This is a genomic window from Hoeflea sp. 108 (assembly GCF_000372965.1).
Taxonomy (GTDB): Bacteria; Pseudomonadota; Alphaproteobacteria; order Rhizobiales; family Rhizobiaceae; genus Aminobacter.
On the sequence record NZ_KB890024.1, the window covers coordinates 4,185,020 to 4,199,085 of the forward strand.

General features: G+C 63.2%; 16 protein-coding genes. 10 read left to right on the forward strand and 6 right to left on the reverse strand.

Annotated elements, in window-relative coordinates; genetic code table 11:
• Positions 1-67: 67 nt before the first annotated feature.
• A complete protein-coding gene (locus tag B015_RS0120765) occupies positions 68-2,662 on the reverse strand; it encodes an AAA family ATPase (protein WP_245262233.1) in 2,595 nt (864 codons plus the stop codon).
• Positions 2,663-3,370: 708 nt separating this feature from the next.
• Between B015_RS0120765 and B015_RS0120770 the strand changes: the two genes are divergently transcribed.
• A complete protein-coding gene (locus tag B015_RS0120770; RefSeq protein WP_018429655.1) occupies positions 3,371-3,958 on the forward strand; it encodes a YqaA family protein in 588 nt (195 codons plus the stop codon).
• Positions 3,959-3,995: 37 nt separating this feature from the next.
• Positions 3,996-4,511, forward strand: coding sequence for a disulfide bond formation protein B (locus B015_RS0120775; protein WP_018429656.1), 516 nt, complete (start codon positions 3,996-3,998; stop codon positions 4,509-4,511).
• Positions 4,512-4,668: 157 nt separating this feature from the next.
• Here B015_RS0120775 and B015_RS0120780 read toward each other — a convergent pair whose 3' ends face one another.
• Both B015_RS0120780 and B015_RS0120785 read right to left on the reverse strand, forming a co-directional pair.
• Positions 4,669-5,226: an HNH endonuclease gene (locus B015_RS0120780; RefSeq protein ID WP_026227550.1), complete on the reverse strand. Its 558-nt coding sequence runs from the start codon at positions 5,224-5,226 to the stop codon at positions 4,669-4,671.
• Positions 5,227-5,344: 118 nt separating this feature from the next.
• A complete protein-coding gene (locus tag B015_RS0120785; RefSeq protein ID WP_018429658.1) occupies positions 5,345-5,998 on the reverse strand; it encodes a DNA-3-methyladenine glycosylase in 654 nt (217 codons plus the stop codon).
• Positions 5,999-6,073: 75 nt separating this feature from the next.
• On the opposite strand from B015_RS0120785, the gene gluQRS reads away from it, so the two are divergent.
• Entirely contained in the window at positions 6,074-6,949 is an 876-nt protein-coding gene (gluQRS, locus tag B015_RS0120790) for a tRNA glutamyl-Q(34) synthetase GluQRS (RefSeq protein ID WP_018429659.1), read from the forward strand.
• On the opposite strand, the gene B015_RS33375 is transcribed toward gluQRS, so the two are convergent.
• Both B015_RS33375 and B015_RS0120800 read right to left on the reverse strand, forming a co-directional pair.
• Entirely contained in the window at positions 6,946-7,095 is a 150-nt protein-coding gene (locus tag B015_RS33375; protein ID WP_157632794.1) for a hypothetical protein, read from the reverse strand. The two genes, gluQRS and B015_RS33375, sit on opposite strands and share 4 nt — an antisense overlap.
• Positions 7,096-7,277: 182 nt before the next feature.
• Entirely contained in the window at positions 7,278-7,565 is a 288-nt protein-coding gene (locus B015_RS0120800; protein ID WP_018429661.1) for a hypothetical protein, read from the reverse strand.
• Between the two features lie 199 nt (positions 7,566-7,764).
• Between B015_RS0120800 and B015_RS0120805 the strand changes: the two genes are divergently transcribed.
• On the forward strand, positions 7,765-8,658 hold the full coding sequence (locus B015_RS0120805; RefSeq protein WP_040456345.1) for an EamA family transporter: 894 nt from the start codon (positions 7,765-7,767) through the stop codon (positions 8,656-8,658).
• On the opposite strand, the gene B015_RS0120810 is transcribed toward B015_RS0120805, so the two are convergent.
• Complete coding sequence (locus B015_RS0120810; RefSeq protein WP_018429663.1) at positions 8,625-9,476, reverse strand: YihY/virulence factor BrkB family protein; 852 nt, start codon at positions 9,474-9,476, stop codon at positions 8,625-8,627. The two genes, B015_RS0120805 and B015_RS0120810, sit on opposite strands and share 34 nt — an antisense overlap.
• A gap of 158 nt (positions 9,477-9,634) precedes the next feature.
• Here B015_RS0120810 and B015_RS0120815 point away from each other — a divergent pair, with 158 nt between their 5' ends.
• From B015_RS0120815 to B015_RS0120840, 6 genes are all read left to right on the forward strand, one after another.
• Entirely contained in the window at positions 9,635-10,468 is an 834-nt protein-coding gene (locus B015_RS0120815; protein WP_040456985.1) for an SDR family oxidoreductase, read from the forward strand.
• Positions 10,469-10,498: 30 nt separating this feature from the next.
• The gene (locus B015_RS0120820; protein ID WP_018429665.1) at positions 10,499-10,690 is read left to right on the forward strand and encodes a twin transmembrane helix small protein; all 192 of its coding nucleotides are present in this window, start codon (positions 10,499-10,501) and stop codon (positions 10,688-10,690) included.
• Positions 10,691-10,702: 12 nt separating this feature from the next.
• Positions 10,703-11,284 carry a cob(I)yrinic acid a,c-diamide adenosyltransferase gene (locus B015_RS0120825; RefSeq protein ID WP_018429666.1) on the forward strand — a complete coding sequence of 194 codons (582 nt, stop codon included), beginning with the start codon at positions 10,703-10,705 and terminating at the stop codon, positions 11,282-11,284.
• A 42-nt stretch (positions 11,285-11,326) separates the two neighbouring features.
• Positions 11,327-12,115 (forward strand): rhomboid family intramembrane serine protease, encoded by a 789-nt coding sequence (locus tag B015_RS0120830; RefSeq protein ID WP_018429667.1) that lies wholly within the window; start codon positions 11,327-11,329, stop codon positions 12,113-12,115.
• A 216-nt stretch (positions 12,116-12,331) separates the two neighbouring features.
• Positions 12,332-13,081 (forward strand): electron transfer flavoprotein subunit beta/FixA family protein, encoded by a 750-nt coding sequence (locus B015_RS0120835; protein ID WP_018429668.1) that lies wholly within the window; start codon positions 12,332-12,334, stop codon positions 13,079-13,081.
• Between the two features lie 24 nt (positions 13,082-13,105).
• Positions 13,106-14,035, forward strand: a complete 930-nt coding sequence (locus B015_RS0120840) for an electron transfer flavoprotein subunit alpha/FixB family protein (RefSeq protein WP_018429669.1) — start codon at positions 13,106-13,108, stop codon at positions 14,033-14,035.
• The last annotated feature ends 31 nt before the right edge of the window (positions 14,036-14,066 follow it).

A 14,066-nucleotide genomic window follows, 5' to 3' on the forward strand; every position in this document is an offset into this window, starting at 1 on the left:
GAAGATGCCCGGTCCCTCTTTCTGTTCGCCTCCGCCCTAACGGCGAACGCCTGTTTTTCGCACGCTATCATGTCAGAGCATTCTGCCTTGCCCTGATCGATTCCGCCCAGTCGGCGAGGATTTTGATGTCGGCGAGGATATCGTCCGGGGGAGGAACGGCACCGTCTCGCGCGCGCGACGGGTCATGCGCCTCCACTAGGTCGCTGCATTTCTTGAAGTTCTTGCGGAAAGTTTCGACGTCCGCGCCTTCGATGACCGTCACCCTTTTGAGATTCTTGGTGTCGATATAGTCCCGGTGCCGGTGGATGACCCCGGCAAAAGCCACGTCTTCGAGCCCGCGCTCCCATGTTGCCCGAAGCCGGTCATAAATCTTCACTGCGGTGTCGCGATATCCTTCTTCATCGTTCGCATCGTAGAGCTTGCGTGCCTCCCTTGCCGCTTTTTCCAGCTTATCGATCCGGTCGCGGATGCCGGCATGCTGCCAGGGCAGTCCCTCGCTGACCATGCCTGTACCGGCAGGACCGCGCGACAGGCTGACGAGCTTCATAGGAAGGCCCTCGCGGGCACCCTTGTCATGCAAGTCGTTCACAAACACCATATCGTGGGTGAAGACGATGATCTGGCGCGCCCTTGATTCCTCGACCAACCGTTCCGCCACTTTTTCGCGCCAGCGATGATCGAGCGATGTCACCGGGTCATCAAACACGAGCGCGGATTTGTGAGACGCCGTTGCCAGTTCGGTGAGGAACGCAGCCAAGGCCACGCATGTTTGCTCGCCCTCGCTCAGGACCATGTGGACCTTGGCTTTCGGGTTGGCAAAAAGGCGCACCTGATAGTTGGGAGAGCCGTATTGCCCGCCTGACCGCACGATTTCCACGCGCACTTTTTCCGCAGCGAGACGGACAATTTCCGACTGGAACTGATCGCGCATCTTCGGGGTGATGACGTTATCGGCGATGTCATTCCCGAGCTTGGTAATGGCGTTCGTCGCCGTGTCCGCGATGCAGGCGCGGAGTATCCGCAGATCGTCCAGGCGCTTTATTTCCTTCTTTGCGGTTTCGAGCAGGTCAGGAACCGCCCCCCGGTCCTTCAGGGCGTCGCGTTCCAGGATCAGTTTGTTGCGACCTTCTATGTCGGCAGCTTCATCAAGCTCTACAGCATAGGCTTCAAGCGTGCCCGCCAGCGTCTCCAGTTCAGCTTTTGGCGAAGGCGCGAGCGGCGGCAGCACAAGCGCATCAGCAGACGAAAGCGCGCGGAGGCATTTAAGGCGCCGCAAATCCGCACTGGCGACGAAGCGCAGAACGCGGCGGGCGAGGCTGCCATGTTGGAGGGCTATGCGCCGCCGCGCCTGCGCCATTACGCGCACATCCAGTTTGCGCGTCCTGAACGCGGCAAGCGCATCGGTGAATTCCTGCTCGGCGCTTGACGCCTGTGACTCGGCATCGGCTCGGATGAACGCCTCGAAACCTCCCATGCGGCTCTTGGCTTCAGGGCTGAGCGGCTGATGGCAAAGAACGCAGGCTTCGTCGCCCGCAGGCGGGAAGGCTGAACCGGCATATGCCGTTTGTTCAGAGTAGCGGCGCGCCGCCTCCCACAAGGTGCGCCACGTTTCCGCGCCGACGCCGGGAATAGCAAGGCCGTCGAACATATCACGCGCGGCGAGATTGGCCGCTGCCCGCTTACTTCTTGCCGCGTCGGCCAGTGCCTTCAGCCTGACCAGCGGTTCGTCGTTATAGGTGGTGGCGATCCTGTTCAGGGTCGCTATCAGTTGCCGCACGTTTCCGGCAAAGAGCCGCTGTTCGGCGGCGGCGTCCGCGGGGTTCTTCAGAAGGTCCTCATCAAGGCGCGCCAGCCTTGCGCGTTCATCGGCGGTCATCTCGCCGAGCTTCTCGAAGGCCGCCAGGTTGGTGTTATGGCTCAGGGCCGACATGATCGCACCCACCGGCGTGGCGATATTCCATGTCGGCTTTTCAAACACCGGGTCACGGACAGCCTGGAGCTGCGTTTCTTCAGCGCCCAGTTTTTGCTTGAGCGCCTGGCAAACGCCCGCGAGGTCGTCGGGAATGTCCAGCCCGAAGGGCCTGAAAGCTACTTCGTTCTTTTCCTGCACATGCACCGATCCGCAGTCCCGGTCAAAGACGCTGACTGCCGACAGCACCGCGTCCGGCTTGCCGTCATCCGTCCAGCTGACAGGCGGTTCGGCTGTTCCGTCCTTGAGGATTGTGAAGGTGCCTGTTGCCTTGCCCGCCGCCGGCGGGTTGTAGGCGTCGGGCATGATCTCGCCGGCTTTGCGGGCGCGGCAGGCTCGCTTGAGCACGCGCCCATAACCGGATTTGCCGGACCCGTTCGGCCCGTAGACGATAGTGAGCCCGGCCGGTTCAAACGGCAAAGTCTGGCTCGGGGCAAGCTGGTTCACACCGGCAATGTCGCCGACGCTCACGAGAGCTATCGCTTCACCGCCCACGGGGGCTGCCGGCAGATGTGCCGCTTCGAGCATCGCCGCTTCCAACGTGATGCCAGCGGCCCCATGCTCTTTTTTGCACAAGGCCAGTACGTCGGTGACAGCCGCGTCATCGGGAGTCCCACCGATCACGATCCGGCGCAGCGCATCCCTTTGCCAGAGAGGACGTTCACCCGACCAGTCAAGTATGGCTTCAAGCACTGTCTTGTTTGCTTTAGTGTTCACCCTTAGCCCCCAAGATGAATCAACACCCATGCAGTGAAGTTAGCGCATGTAAACCTCAATCTGGCGAACGAAAGTTGTTTTCCCCCTCTGTCAGCTCCACCGGTTGTCATTCGCCAATCCCAGCGATCGGTAGCTCAGACTGCGCCCAAATGGGCCTTCGACGGATGGGAGGACTCGAACGCTTACGGTGAAATGGCTCCCGAGATCGTCTGCAGAGATGGCAAGTTCACGAACCTGCTTTGCCGCTCGCCAAAGACGCGGACACGTACTGAGCACAGATTGAATTTGTCAGACCACCGGACGGCGCCGATTACCGCCGACCTTCCGCTCTCGCTTTGCACCTATTCTGCACCTAGGCATATTTGACACGTGAGAGCCATCTGGCCACGCGGACCATAAGCCGCTGATACTAAATGGGAAACGGTCGGTCTTATTTTTCTGTGGATTGGTAGACAAACCACTTTTTGAGTCGAGCGCGTCTACCAATTCCGCCATAGGGGCCTGCCCTAAATGGACAGAACGGTGGCGGACTATACGGTCAGGCACCCTGCCGTCAACTGCTCCGACGCGTGAATGTGCGACAGATTGTGCGTGCTGTGCCGGTTTCGCATTCGTGAAGGCCTCACGCATTGTGCGCTACAGCAATTCTTCCTAAACAGGCAGCGCGTAATCCAAGGGGGCCAGATGCTTCGCCGACTCTACGACTGGACCTTGTCGCTCGCGGCAAGGAAATCCGCCGAATGGTGGCTGGCCTTCATCGCCTTCGTCGAAAGCTCGGTCTTCCTCGTCCCAGCCGATGTGCTTTACCTGCCGATGGCGCTGTCGCGCCCCGACAAGGCATACCGCTATGCCATTATCGCCACGGTCGCCTCGGTGCTGGGCGGCATTGCCGGCTGGTACATCGGCCACTACGCCTTCGAGGCCGTCGCCAAGCCCGTGCTCGAATTCTACGGCAAGTATGACGAATTCGAAGCGCTCAAGGTGTCATCGGGCGCCGGCATCATCCTGTTGATGCTCGTCACGTCGGGGCTGTCGCATCTGCCGCCGATCAAGGTGGTGACCATTCTCGCCGGCGTCGTCAGCTTCCCGCTCGGCTGGTTCATCGTCTCGGCGATCATTGCCCGCGGCGCCCGCTTCCTGTTCCTCGCCTGGCTGCTCAGGACCTATGGCGAGCCGATCCGCGAGTTCATCGAGAAGCGACTGGGACTGCTGGCCGGCATCGCTGCCGCTGCCCTCATTTTGCTCTATCTTCTCGTCAGATACCTCCACTGAACGGCAATTGCCTGTAACAACAGCTGGGCACCAAAGAATGACCTCCCTCACTTCAACGACCGGCCGCAGCCAGACGCTGACAGCGCTTTTCCTTGCCGTCGCCATGGCAGTCGTCGTCGGCACCGCACTCGGCTTCCAGCACATCGGCGGCTACATGCCCTGCAAGCTGTGCCTCGAGCAGCGCACGCCCTACTATGTCGGCGTGCCGCTGATGGCGCTGGCGGCCCTGTCCTCGGCGATGCACTGGCCGTCATGGCTGACCCGCGCGCTGCTGGCGCTGGGCGGCTTGCTGATGCTCTATGGCCTCTATCTTGGCGGCTACCACGCCGGTGTCGAATGGCGCTGGTGGGCCGGCCCGACCGACTGCCAGGCCGTTTCGGGCACCGTCGACACCGGCGGCAAGGGCCTGCTTGACGTGCTCAACACAGTCGTGCCGCCTCGCTGCGAGGACGCCGCCCTGCGCGTGCTCGGCCTGTCCTTCGCCGGCTGGAACGTGCTCGCCAGCGCGTTTCTGGCGGTGGTGGCCCTACGTGCGGCTTTCAAGAAGGCTTGATCAAGACAAACCTGACGCAGCGTTCGCCAGGAATTCGACAGGGTGAGTCGAATGGCATGGTTTTCGAGAACCGAAGCACAGCGGACATAAAGTCCTTGAGCACCGGAAGCGCAGAAAACCGCGTCAGTCGGCCAATCCGGCGAATAGTCGGTGAACTCTACGGCTCCAGCTCGACATCCCAGTAGAGATAATCCATCCAGCTTTCGTGCAGATGGTTGGGCGGGAACAGCCGGCCGTTGTTGTGCAGGTCGTGCACCGTCGGCTGGAACGGCTTCTGCAGCGGCCACATCTTGGCCTGCGCCGGCATCATACCGCCCTTCCTGAGATTGCAGGGAGAGCAGGCGGCGACGACATTTTCCCACGTCGTAGCGCCGCCGCTGTGGCGCGGGATGACGTGGTCGAAAGTCAGGTCTTCTGGCGTGCCGCAATATTGGCATTGAAAGCGGTCGCGCAGGAAAACGTTGAAGCGGGTGAAGGCCGGATAACGCGACGGCTTCACATAGGTCTTGAGGCTGACCACGCTGGGCAGCTTCATCGAGAAGGTCGGCGAGGAAACGGCGTGCTCGTATTCGGCAACGATATTGACCCGATCGAGGAACACCGCCTTGATCGCATCCTGCCAGGACCACAGCGACAAGGGATAGTAGCTGAGCGGGCGATAATCCGCGTTCAGCACCAGCGCTGGAAGCCCATCCGGAGACACGGCAACCGTCACTTCGTTTACCTCCTTGGTCCTCGAACCTAACGGTACGAATACTGTAAGCCCGAGGTGACAGGAATGTGAAGCGGCTTGTCGGTCACAAAGCCCGTCAAAAATGCGCGATTTCGCGCAATCAGGCGGGATTTCCGGCCGGCGGCGCGGCATCCCGGCCCCGGGTTTCCCGATAATACGCCCAGAACAGCCTCGAAGCGACCCCCCGCCATGGCGCCCATGATTCGGCAAGCCGAATCAGTGCCTTCTCGCCGGGGCGCGGATCGATGCCCAGCGCATGACCGACGGCGCTTTGCAGCGCCACGTCGCGAGCCGGGAAAATGTCGGGGTGGCCGGCGGCGAACAGCAGATAGACCTCGGCCGTCCATGGCCCGATACCTGATATGGCGACCATGGTTGCCATAGCCTCCCGTGCGTCGAGCCGGCAAAGGTCGTCGAGGTCGAGCCCGTCGGCGGCGGCCCTGGCGACGGCAAGCAGGGTCTTCTGCTTGGGGCGCGACAGGCCGGCCTCGCGGAATACACCCTCGCCTGCGGCAAGCAGGCCTTGCGGCGTCAGCGGATCGACCAGGGTCGAGAACCGGCCGAAGATCGCCTTTGCACTCGCCGTCGACACCTGCTGCGAAACGATGATCGAGGCGAGGCTGGCGAAGCCTGGTTCGGTCAGCCGGAGCGGCACCTCGCCGGCGATGGCCCGCACCGCCTCGAGCCGGGGATCGAGGGCGACAAGTGCGTCGAGACCGCTGTTGATGTCGTCGATGTTGGAGATGCGGAGCATGGCATGTCTTGTGAGCTTCGGGCAGGCAACGTAGCAATCGGAAAAGCAAACGTTCAATCCGAAACCGCAACGCTCATGACGGCTCCTGTCTTTCGTTTCGCGCCCAGCCCCAATGGCGAGCTGCATCTCGGCCACGCGCTTTCCGCGCTGACCAATCAGTCTATGGCGGCAAGCAGCGGGGGTCTGTTGCTGCTGCGCATCGAGGACATCGACGTCACCCGCTGCTCGCCCGAATACGAAACCGGCATTTTCCGCGACCTGGCCTGGCTGGGGTTTGGCTGGGAAGAGCCGGTGCGCCGGCAGTCGGAGCATTTCGGCGACTATGAAGCAGCGCTCGAGCGCCTCAAAAAGGATGAACTCGTCTATCCCGCCTTCATGAGCCGCGGCGATATCCGGGCAGTGATCGTCGAGCATGAGGCAAAGGGAAAAAGCTGGCCGCGCGACCCTGACGGCGCGCCGCTCTACCCCGGAACGGACAAGACGCTGTCGCAGCGCGAGCGCCAGCGACGCATCGATGCCGACGTGCCCTTCGCCTGGCGGCTCGACACGACGGCTGCAGTCGAGCGACTGGGACATCAGCTGGCATGGCGCGAATGGTCGAGCGAGGCGATGACCGCAGCGGCGGACATTGCGGCCGAGCCCGCGCAATGGGGCGACGTGATCATTGCCCGCAAGGAGATCCCCACCAGCTATCACCTGTCGGTGGTGGTCGACGACGCGCTGCAGGGCATCAGCCACGTCGTGCGTGGCAAGGATCTCTATTTCGCCACCTCGGTACAGCGTCTCCTGCAGGAGGCGCTGGGACTGCCCGCGCCGAGCTATTTCCACCACAGGCTGGTGCCCGGGCCGGATGGCCGCAAGCTGTCCAAAAGCCAACGCGACACCGGTCTTGCAGCGCTGCGGGACGCCGGGGAGACGCCCGAAACGATAAGGGCGATGCTGGGGCTTTAGTTCGGGATGATCTCGTCCTGATGCACCAGTATGGAGCCGACACGGGTTTCGCCGAGGTTGTCATCCTTGACCTCGTGAGCGAACAAAGCGAGCGGAGAGTGTCGAGGATCCATGCCGTTACCGGCGAAGTAGTCGGGACGGAACATGGTCTAGCCTGATCCAGTTGGTCGTGCCGCTGGCGGGCGGTCGGTCAAGCGCCCTTCGACAAGCTCCGGATGAGGACCGTTCATGCTGCCGGCGTTGCGTCGGGATGTTAGACGGCGCAACGACAACGGCGACAATCATCCTGAGCCTGCTCCCCACCCGGGGGCCGTCCCCAACCGCGTGATCAAAAACGCGCGGCAGCGGCCTTGAGCAGGGCAAGCAGGCTGATGAAGACGAAGGCGCCGCCCAGCCCCCAGGCGACCGCGAGCTTGAGGTCGCGCAGCGAGATGCCATAGCTGTTGGCGACGATCACGGCGCCGAAGAAGCCCGCGGTGAACAGGAGCATGTTGCCGGTGGGGCCGAAGCCGTCTTCCTTCATGATGGCGTCGAGGGCTGCGCCAAAGAAGAACGCCATGACGGCAACGAAGGCGACGGCCATCATCAACCAGCCCGGGTCGAGATTCCACAACATCCGCGGTCCTTTCAAAGGCCGACAGTGGGGTTTCTACCGGGCCGCATCCCGGGCATGCGTCTCCCGGATCGGATGGTCGGATCAGGTCCGGTGAATCTATGGATCAATCGTTTCGTTTTGCTTGCCCGAATATTCGGCATTAGAGCGATCTGATGAACTCCCTGCCAGGGCGCCTCGCCCGGCCAGCCCAGCGGTACCGATGACATCCTCTCCCAAACGTCTGATACCGGCCACCTTCGTGCTGCTCTGGGCGACCGGCTTCATCGGCGCGCGCTACGCCATGCCATGGGCGGAGCCATTCACCTTCCTGGCGGTCCGCTTCGTGATTGCGGCCGTCATCCTCGGCGGCATCATGCTCGCCATCGGCTCCAAGCGCCTGACAAACCGAGCCGCGCTGCATGCGGTGGCCATCGGCATGCTGCTGCACGGCGTCTATCTCGGCGGCGTGTTCTGGGCGATCCACCAGGGCCTGCCGGCTGGCCTCTCGGCGCTGATTGCCGGCCTGCAGCCTCTGGTGACGGCGGTACTCGCGGGTGCGCTTCTGGGCGAGGAAATCCGCCCGCGTCACTGGTTGGGGCTGGCCGTCGGCTTCGTCGGGGTGGTCATAGTGCTGTCGCCCAAGCTCGGCGCACTCGGCGGCGGCGTGACCTGGCAGACGCTGACGGCATCGGTGATCGCCATGGGCGGCATCAGCGCCGGCACCATCTGGCAGAAGCGCGTGGGCAGCGCCAGCGACCTCGTGACCGGCACCTTCTGGCAATATGTCGGCGCCGGCATATTGATGACGGTCGCCTCCTTCGCCTTCGAGCACCAGCAGGTGACCGTCAATGGTGAACTGGTCTTCGCCATGGCCTGGCTGGTCTTCGTGCTCTCCATCGGCGCGATCTTCCTGTTGATGGTGATGATCCGCGACGGGGCCATGTCGAAGGTCGCCTCGCTGTTCTACCTCGTGCCGTCGGTGACGGCGGTCATTGCATGGCTGCTGTTCGACGAACAGTTGTCTGCGGTGCAGCTCGTGGGCATGGCGATCGCCACGCTCGGCGTCGGCCTGGCGACGGCTCAGCCCGGCACGCGGGCGCGGGCTTCCAGATAGCGGCTGATGGCGGCGTTGAGTTCGCCGCCGAGGATGAAGATCGCCGAGATGATGTAGAGGAAGACGATGGCGATCATGATCGAGGCAAGACCGGCATAGGTGGTGACGTAGGCCGCAAAGGTGTCGAGATAGGCGGCGAAGATCGTCGAGCCGATGAGCCAAGCGACCAGCGTGAAGATGATGCCCGGGATGACGCTGAGAAAACGCCGGCGCCCGTCCGGCAGCCACAGATGCACGGCAAACAGGCCGAAGACGATGACCGCCGATGCAATCGAGAACCGCCACACGGTGATCGTGCCCATATAGGGTTTGATCCATTCGAACTTGGCCTCGAGGATGCGCGCGATGATCGGCGCAAACACCAGCAGTACCGAAATGGCGACGAAGCTGATCGTGGCGATGAGCACGAAGAAGATGCTCTGGGTGCGTCGAAACCAGATGGTGCGGGTTTCAGTGACGCGGTAGGCGCGGTTGAGCGAGGTGCGCAGCGCCTCGACGCCGTTGGACGCAAAGAAGGCGGCGAGCAGCACGCCATAGGTCAGAAGGTCGGTGCGCTGGACAGTGAGCACGTTGACCACTTCGCGGGCGATCGGCTCGGCGATCTGGTCGGGCCAGGTGTCGAAGACCAGATGCACGGCGGTTTCGGCGAAGGCGTCGGCGCCGAGGAAGCTGGCGAGCGTGGTGGCGAAGATCAGGAACGGAAACAGCGCCATCAGCGCCGAGATGGCGAGATGACTGGCCATCGCCCAGCCGTCATCGTCATAGAAATGGCCGACTGCGTCGAAGAGCACGCGCCGCACGGCGACGATCTTGCGCATCAGCTCCAGTTTTCCGCTCCGTCCTGATAGGCCCTGGCCAACTACCTGGCGGCCGATAGTGACACGGCCAATCATACATTGGCCAATTGTTTCGTGGCGGCGAATATGGGAAGGCTTTGCCCTCATTTACAAGGCCAGGCGAAAACGAAGTGAGCCCGATCAACGAGTTACGCACGATAATCGTGACCGGCGCATCGTCGGGCATCGGCGCCCACTGCGCCCGCGCGCTGAAGGCCGAAGGCTGGCGAGTCTTCGCCACCGCACGCAAACCCGAGGACATCGCAGCGCTTGAGGCCGACGGCATCGAGGCGCTCTATCTCGACTACACCGAATCCACCTCCATCGAGGCGCTGGTGGCGACCGTGCTCGAACGGACCGGGGGACGGCTGGACGCGCTCTTCAACAACGGCGCCCATGCGCAGGCCGGCGCTGTGGAGGACCTGCCGGTGGCCGCGCTGCGCGACCAGTTCGAGGCCAATTTCTTCGGCTGGCACGACCTGACGCGGCGCATCGTGCCCGTCATGCGGGCGCAAGGACGTGGGCGCATCGTCAATTGCTCGTCGATCCTCGGCCTGACGCCGGTGCGCTTCCGTGGCGCCTATGCCGCCTCCAAACATGCGCTGGAAGGCCTGATGCTGTGCATGCGCCAGGAACTCGACGGTTCGGGCGTGCATGTGTCGATGATCGAGCCCGGCCCGGTGAAATCGAAGATCGCCACCAACGGCCTGCCTTGGTTCAAGCGTTACATTGATGCCGAGCATTCGGTGCATCACGAAGCCTATCGCACCCAGCTCGAAAGGCTGTCGAGCGGCGGCTCCAAGTCGCGGCTGAAGGAAGGCCCCGAGGCGGTGCATGCGGTATTGCGACACGCCCTGCTGTCGCCGCGCCCGCGTCCACATTATGCTGTGACGATCCCGGCGAGAATCGGTGTCGTGCTCAAGCGGCTCCTGCCTGCCTCGCTGCTCTACAGAATACTGGCGCGACAGGCCTGAGCCGACCGGCGCCAAACACAGGAAACCACCATGGCAACCGCGTTCAACATCCTTGCCGTCGTCTTCATGGTCGCCGTGGTGATCGTGCTCGGCCGTGGGCTGATCAACATGCTGCGCGGCGGCTCGGGCACCACCTCCAACAAGCTGATGCAGGCGCGCGTGCTTTTGCAGGCGATCGCGCTGATCTTCATCGTGCTGACCCTCTATTTCACCCGCCGCTGACGGGGTACGGGCATGGTCAAGCTCAACAAGATCTACACCCGCACCGGCGATGACGGCACGACCGGACTCGGCACCGGCCAGCGCCGCCTGAAATCGGATCTCCGCGTCGAGGCCTACGGCGCGGTCGACGAGGCTAATGCCTGCATCGGCATGGCGCGCGTGCACACCGCCGCCGACCATCCCGAGCTCGACGCCATGCTGGTCCGCATCCAGAACGACATGTTCGACCTCGGCGCCGATCTGTCCACGCCCGACACCGGCAAGGACCTCGGTTACGAGCCGCTGCGCATTGTCGCCAGCCAGACGGCACGGGTCGAAGCCGACATCGACCTGCTCAACGCCAGGCTCGAACCGCTGCGGTCGTTCGTGCTGAATGGCGGCTCGCCGGCAGCGGCAGCTCTGCACCTTGCTCGCACCGTAGCGCGCCGCGCCGAGCGAGTCATGGTGGCGCTGGCCCAGAACCCGGACGAGCACGTCAACCGCGAAGGCATCCGCTACATCAACCGTGTGTCGGACCTGCTGTTCGTCGCTGCCCGCGTCGCCAATGACAACGGAAAAGCCGATGTGTTATGGGTGCCGGGCAAGAACCGCTGATGTGAGCGGATTGCTGGTTCCGGGGGAGCGGAAGCGAGCCGCATGTTCATTCCGCTCTATGATTCGAACCACTTGCGCCACATCCGGCTGCAATATGTCACCTTCGCCCTGATCGCCCTCAACGTCATCGCCTACTGCATCACCTATCTGGGCAGTGAGGAGTTCATGACGGCTGCGGTGCTGGGCCTGGGCTACATTCCGTCCGTCGTGCACGACACGGCGGAGCTATCGCCCGACCTCGTCATCATTCCCGAGCAGATGAGCTACATCACCTACTCGTTCCTGCATGGCGATCTGCTGCATCTCGGCGGCAACATGCTGTTCCTCTGGGTGTTCGGCGACAATGTCGAGGATGCGCTCGGCCACTTCCGCTTCCTCGTCTTCTACCTGCTCTGCGCCTTTGCCGGCGCCTGGCTGCACGGTTTCATGATCCCGGACTCGCAAACGCCGCTGATCGGCGCATCGGGTGCGATCGCCGGCGTGGTCGTCGCCTACCTGATGCTCTACCCGCGGGTGAAAGTCTGGGTGCTGGCCTTTGCCCGAATTCCACTGCGCATTCCGGCCTGGATCCCGCTGGTGCTGTGGGTGATCTTCCAGTTCGCCATGATCGCCATCGGCGGCGACGACGAGGTGAGCTGGGCCGCCCATGTCGGCGGCATTGTCGCCGGCGCCGTGCTGGTGCTGATCCTACGCCGACGCGACGTGCCGCTGTTTGCCGAGGCCGAGGATACGTCGCCGCCAGCCCCGAGAGCGGAAGCCCCCGATACACCTGAGCCGCCCGCGCCCCAACCGCCCGCCCAGCCAGCGTCGCGATGGGGCCGCCAGCGCTAGGCTGGCCCAGATTTTCAACCGATTTGACGTCCATACGGATATTGACAGGCCACTTCGCCCACAACTACGGTCCGCCCGCTTCCGGCAGCCCTCCTGCCACCGAAAGCACGAGATCAGGTCTGTTTTTCCGCCCAATATGTCGGCAATCGACAATTGCAGCGGGTCAGGCGCTGCTATAGCGCGCTCAATAATGCTGTTCAGAGAGGTACCAAGCCGATGAAAGTTCTCGTCCCGGTCAAGCGGGTTGTCGATGCGAACGTGAAGGTTCGGGTGAAGGCCGACGGTTCTGGCGTTGAGCTGGCCAATGTGAAGATGGCGATGAACCCGTTCGACGAGATCGCGGTCGAAGAGGCGATCCGCCTCAAGGAAGCCGGCAAGGTCGAGGAGATCGTCGTGGTCTCGATCGGACCTGCGCAGGCTCAGGAAACCCTGCGCACCGCGCTGGCCATGGGCGCCGACCGCGCCATCCTGGTCAAGACCGAAGATGCGGTCGAGCCGCTGGGCGTCGCCAAGGTGCTGAAGGGCGTGGTCGCTGCCGAGGCTCCCGGCCTCGTGCTGCTCGGCAAGCAGGCCATCGACGACGATTCGAACCAGACCGGCCAGATGTTGGCGGCGCTGCTGGGCTGGGCCCAGGGCACGTTTGCCTCGAAGATCGAGCTTGGTGGCGACAAGGCCAAGGTGACGCGTGAAGTCGATGGCGGCCTGCAGACGGTCGAGCTCAAGATGCCGGCGATCGTGACGGTGGACCTGCGCCTCAACCAGCCGCGCTATGCCTCGCTGCCCAACATCATGAAGGCCAAGAAGAAGCCGCTGGACGAGAAGTCGGCAGCCGACTTCGGCGCCGACATCACCCCGCGCCTCAAGGTCATCAAGACCGAGGAGCCGGGCGGCCGCAAGGCTGGCGTCAAGGTCAAGTCCGTCGCCGAGCTCGTCGACAAGCTCAAGAACGAAGCCGGCGTGCTTTAAGCGAAGCGGAAAGGGATCAAAAACATGGCAATTCTCCTCATCGCCGAACACGACAACGCTTCGCTCTCCGATCAGACCGCGAAGGCGCTGTCGGCCGCTCAGAAGATCGGTTCCGAAGTCGACGTGCTGGTCGCAGGCAAGGGCGCCAAGGCTGCTGCTGAAGCAGCCGCCAAGCTCAAGGGCGTGCGCAAGGTGCTGCTGGCCGAAGCCGACGAGCTGGCCGAGCGCCTGGCCGAGCCGACCGCGGCACTGGTCGTCGGCCTCGCCGGCAACTATGACGCCATCGTCGCCGCTGCCACCTCGACCGGCAAGAACGTCGCCCCGCGCGTCGCTGCCCTGCTCGACGTCGGCCAGGTCTCGGAAATCATCGAGGTCGTCTCGCCGGACACCTTCAAGCGTCCGATCTATGCCGGCAACGCCATCCAGACGGTTCAGGCAACCGACGCCAAGAAGGTGATCACCGTGCGCACGGCTTCCTTCCAGGCTGCCGCCGAGGGCGGTTCGGCCGCTGTCGAGACCGTTTCGGCAGCCGCCAATCCGGGCCTGTCCTCGTTCGTTGAGAACAAGCTGTCGGAAAGCGATCGTCCGGAGCTGACCTCGGCCAAGATCATCATCTCGGGTGGTCGCGCGCTCGGCTCGGCCGAGAAGTTCCAGGAAGTCATTCTGCCGGTGGCCGACAAGCTCGGTGCCGCCGTCGGCGCCAGCCGCGCTGCCGTCGACGCCGGCTACGCCCCCAACGACTGGCAGGTCGGCCAGACCGGCAAGGTGGTCGCCCCCGATCTCTACATCGCCTGCGGCATCTCGGGTGCAATCCAGCATCTCGCCGGCATGAAGGACTCGAAGGTCATCGTCGCCATCAACAAGGACGAAGAAGCCCCGATCTTCCAGGTGGCCGACTACGGCATCGTCGGCGACCTCTTCACCGTCCTGCCGGAGCTCGAAAAGGCGCTTTGACGCCTCTTCGCCCAAAGTATTAAAATGTTGT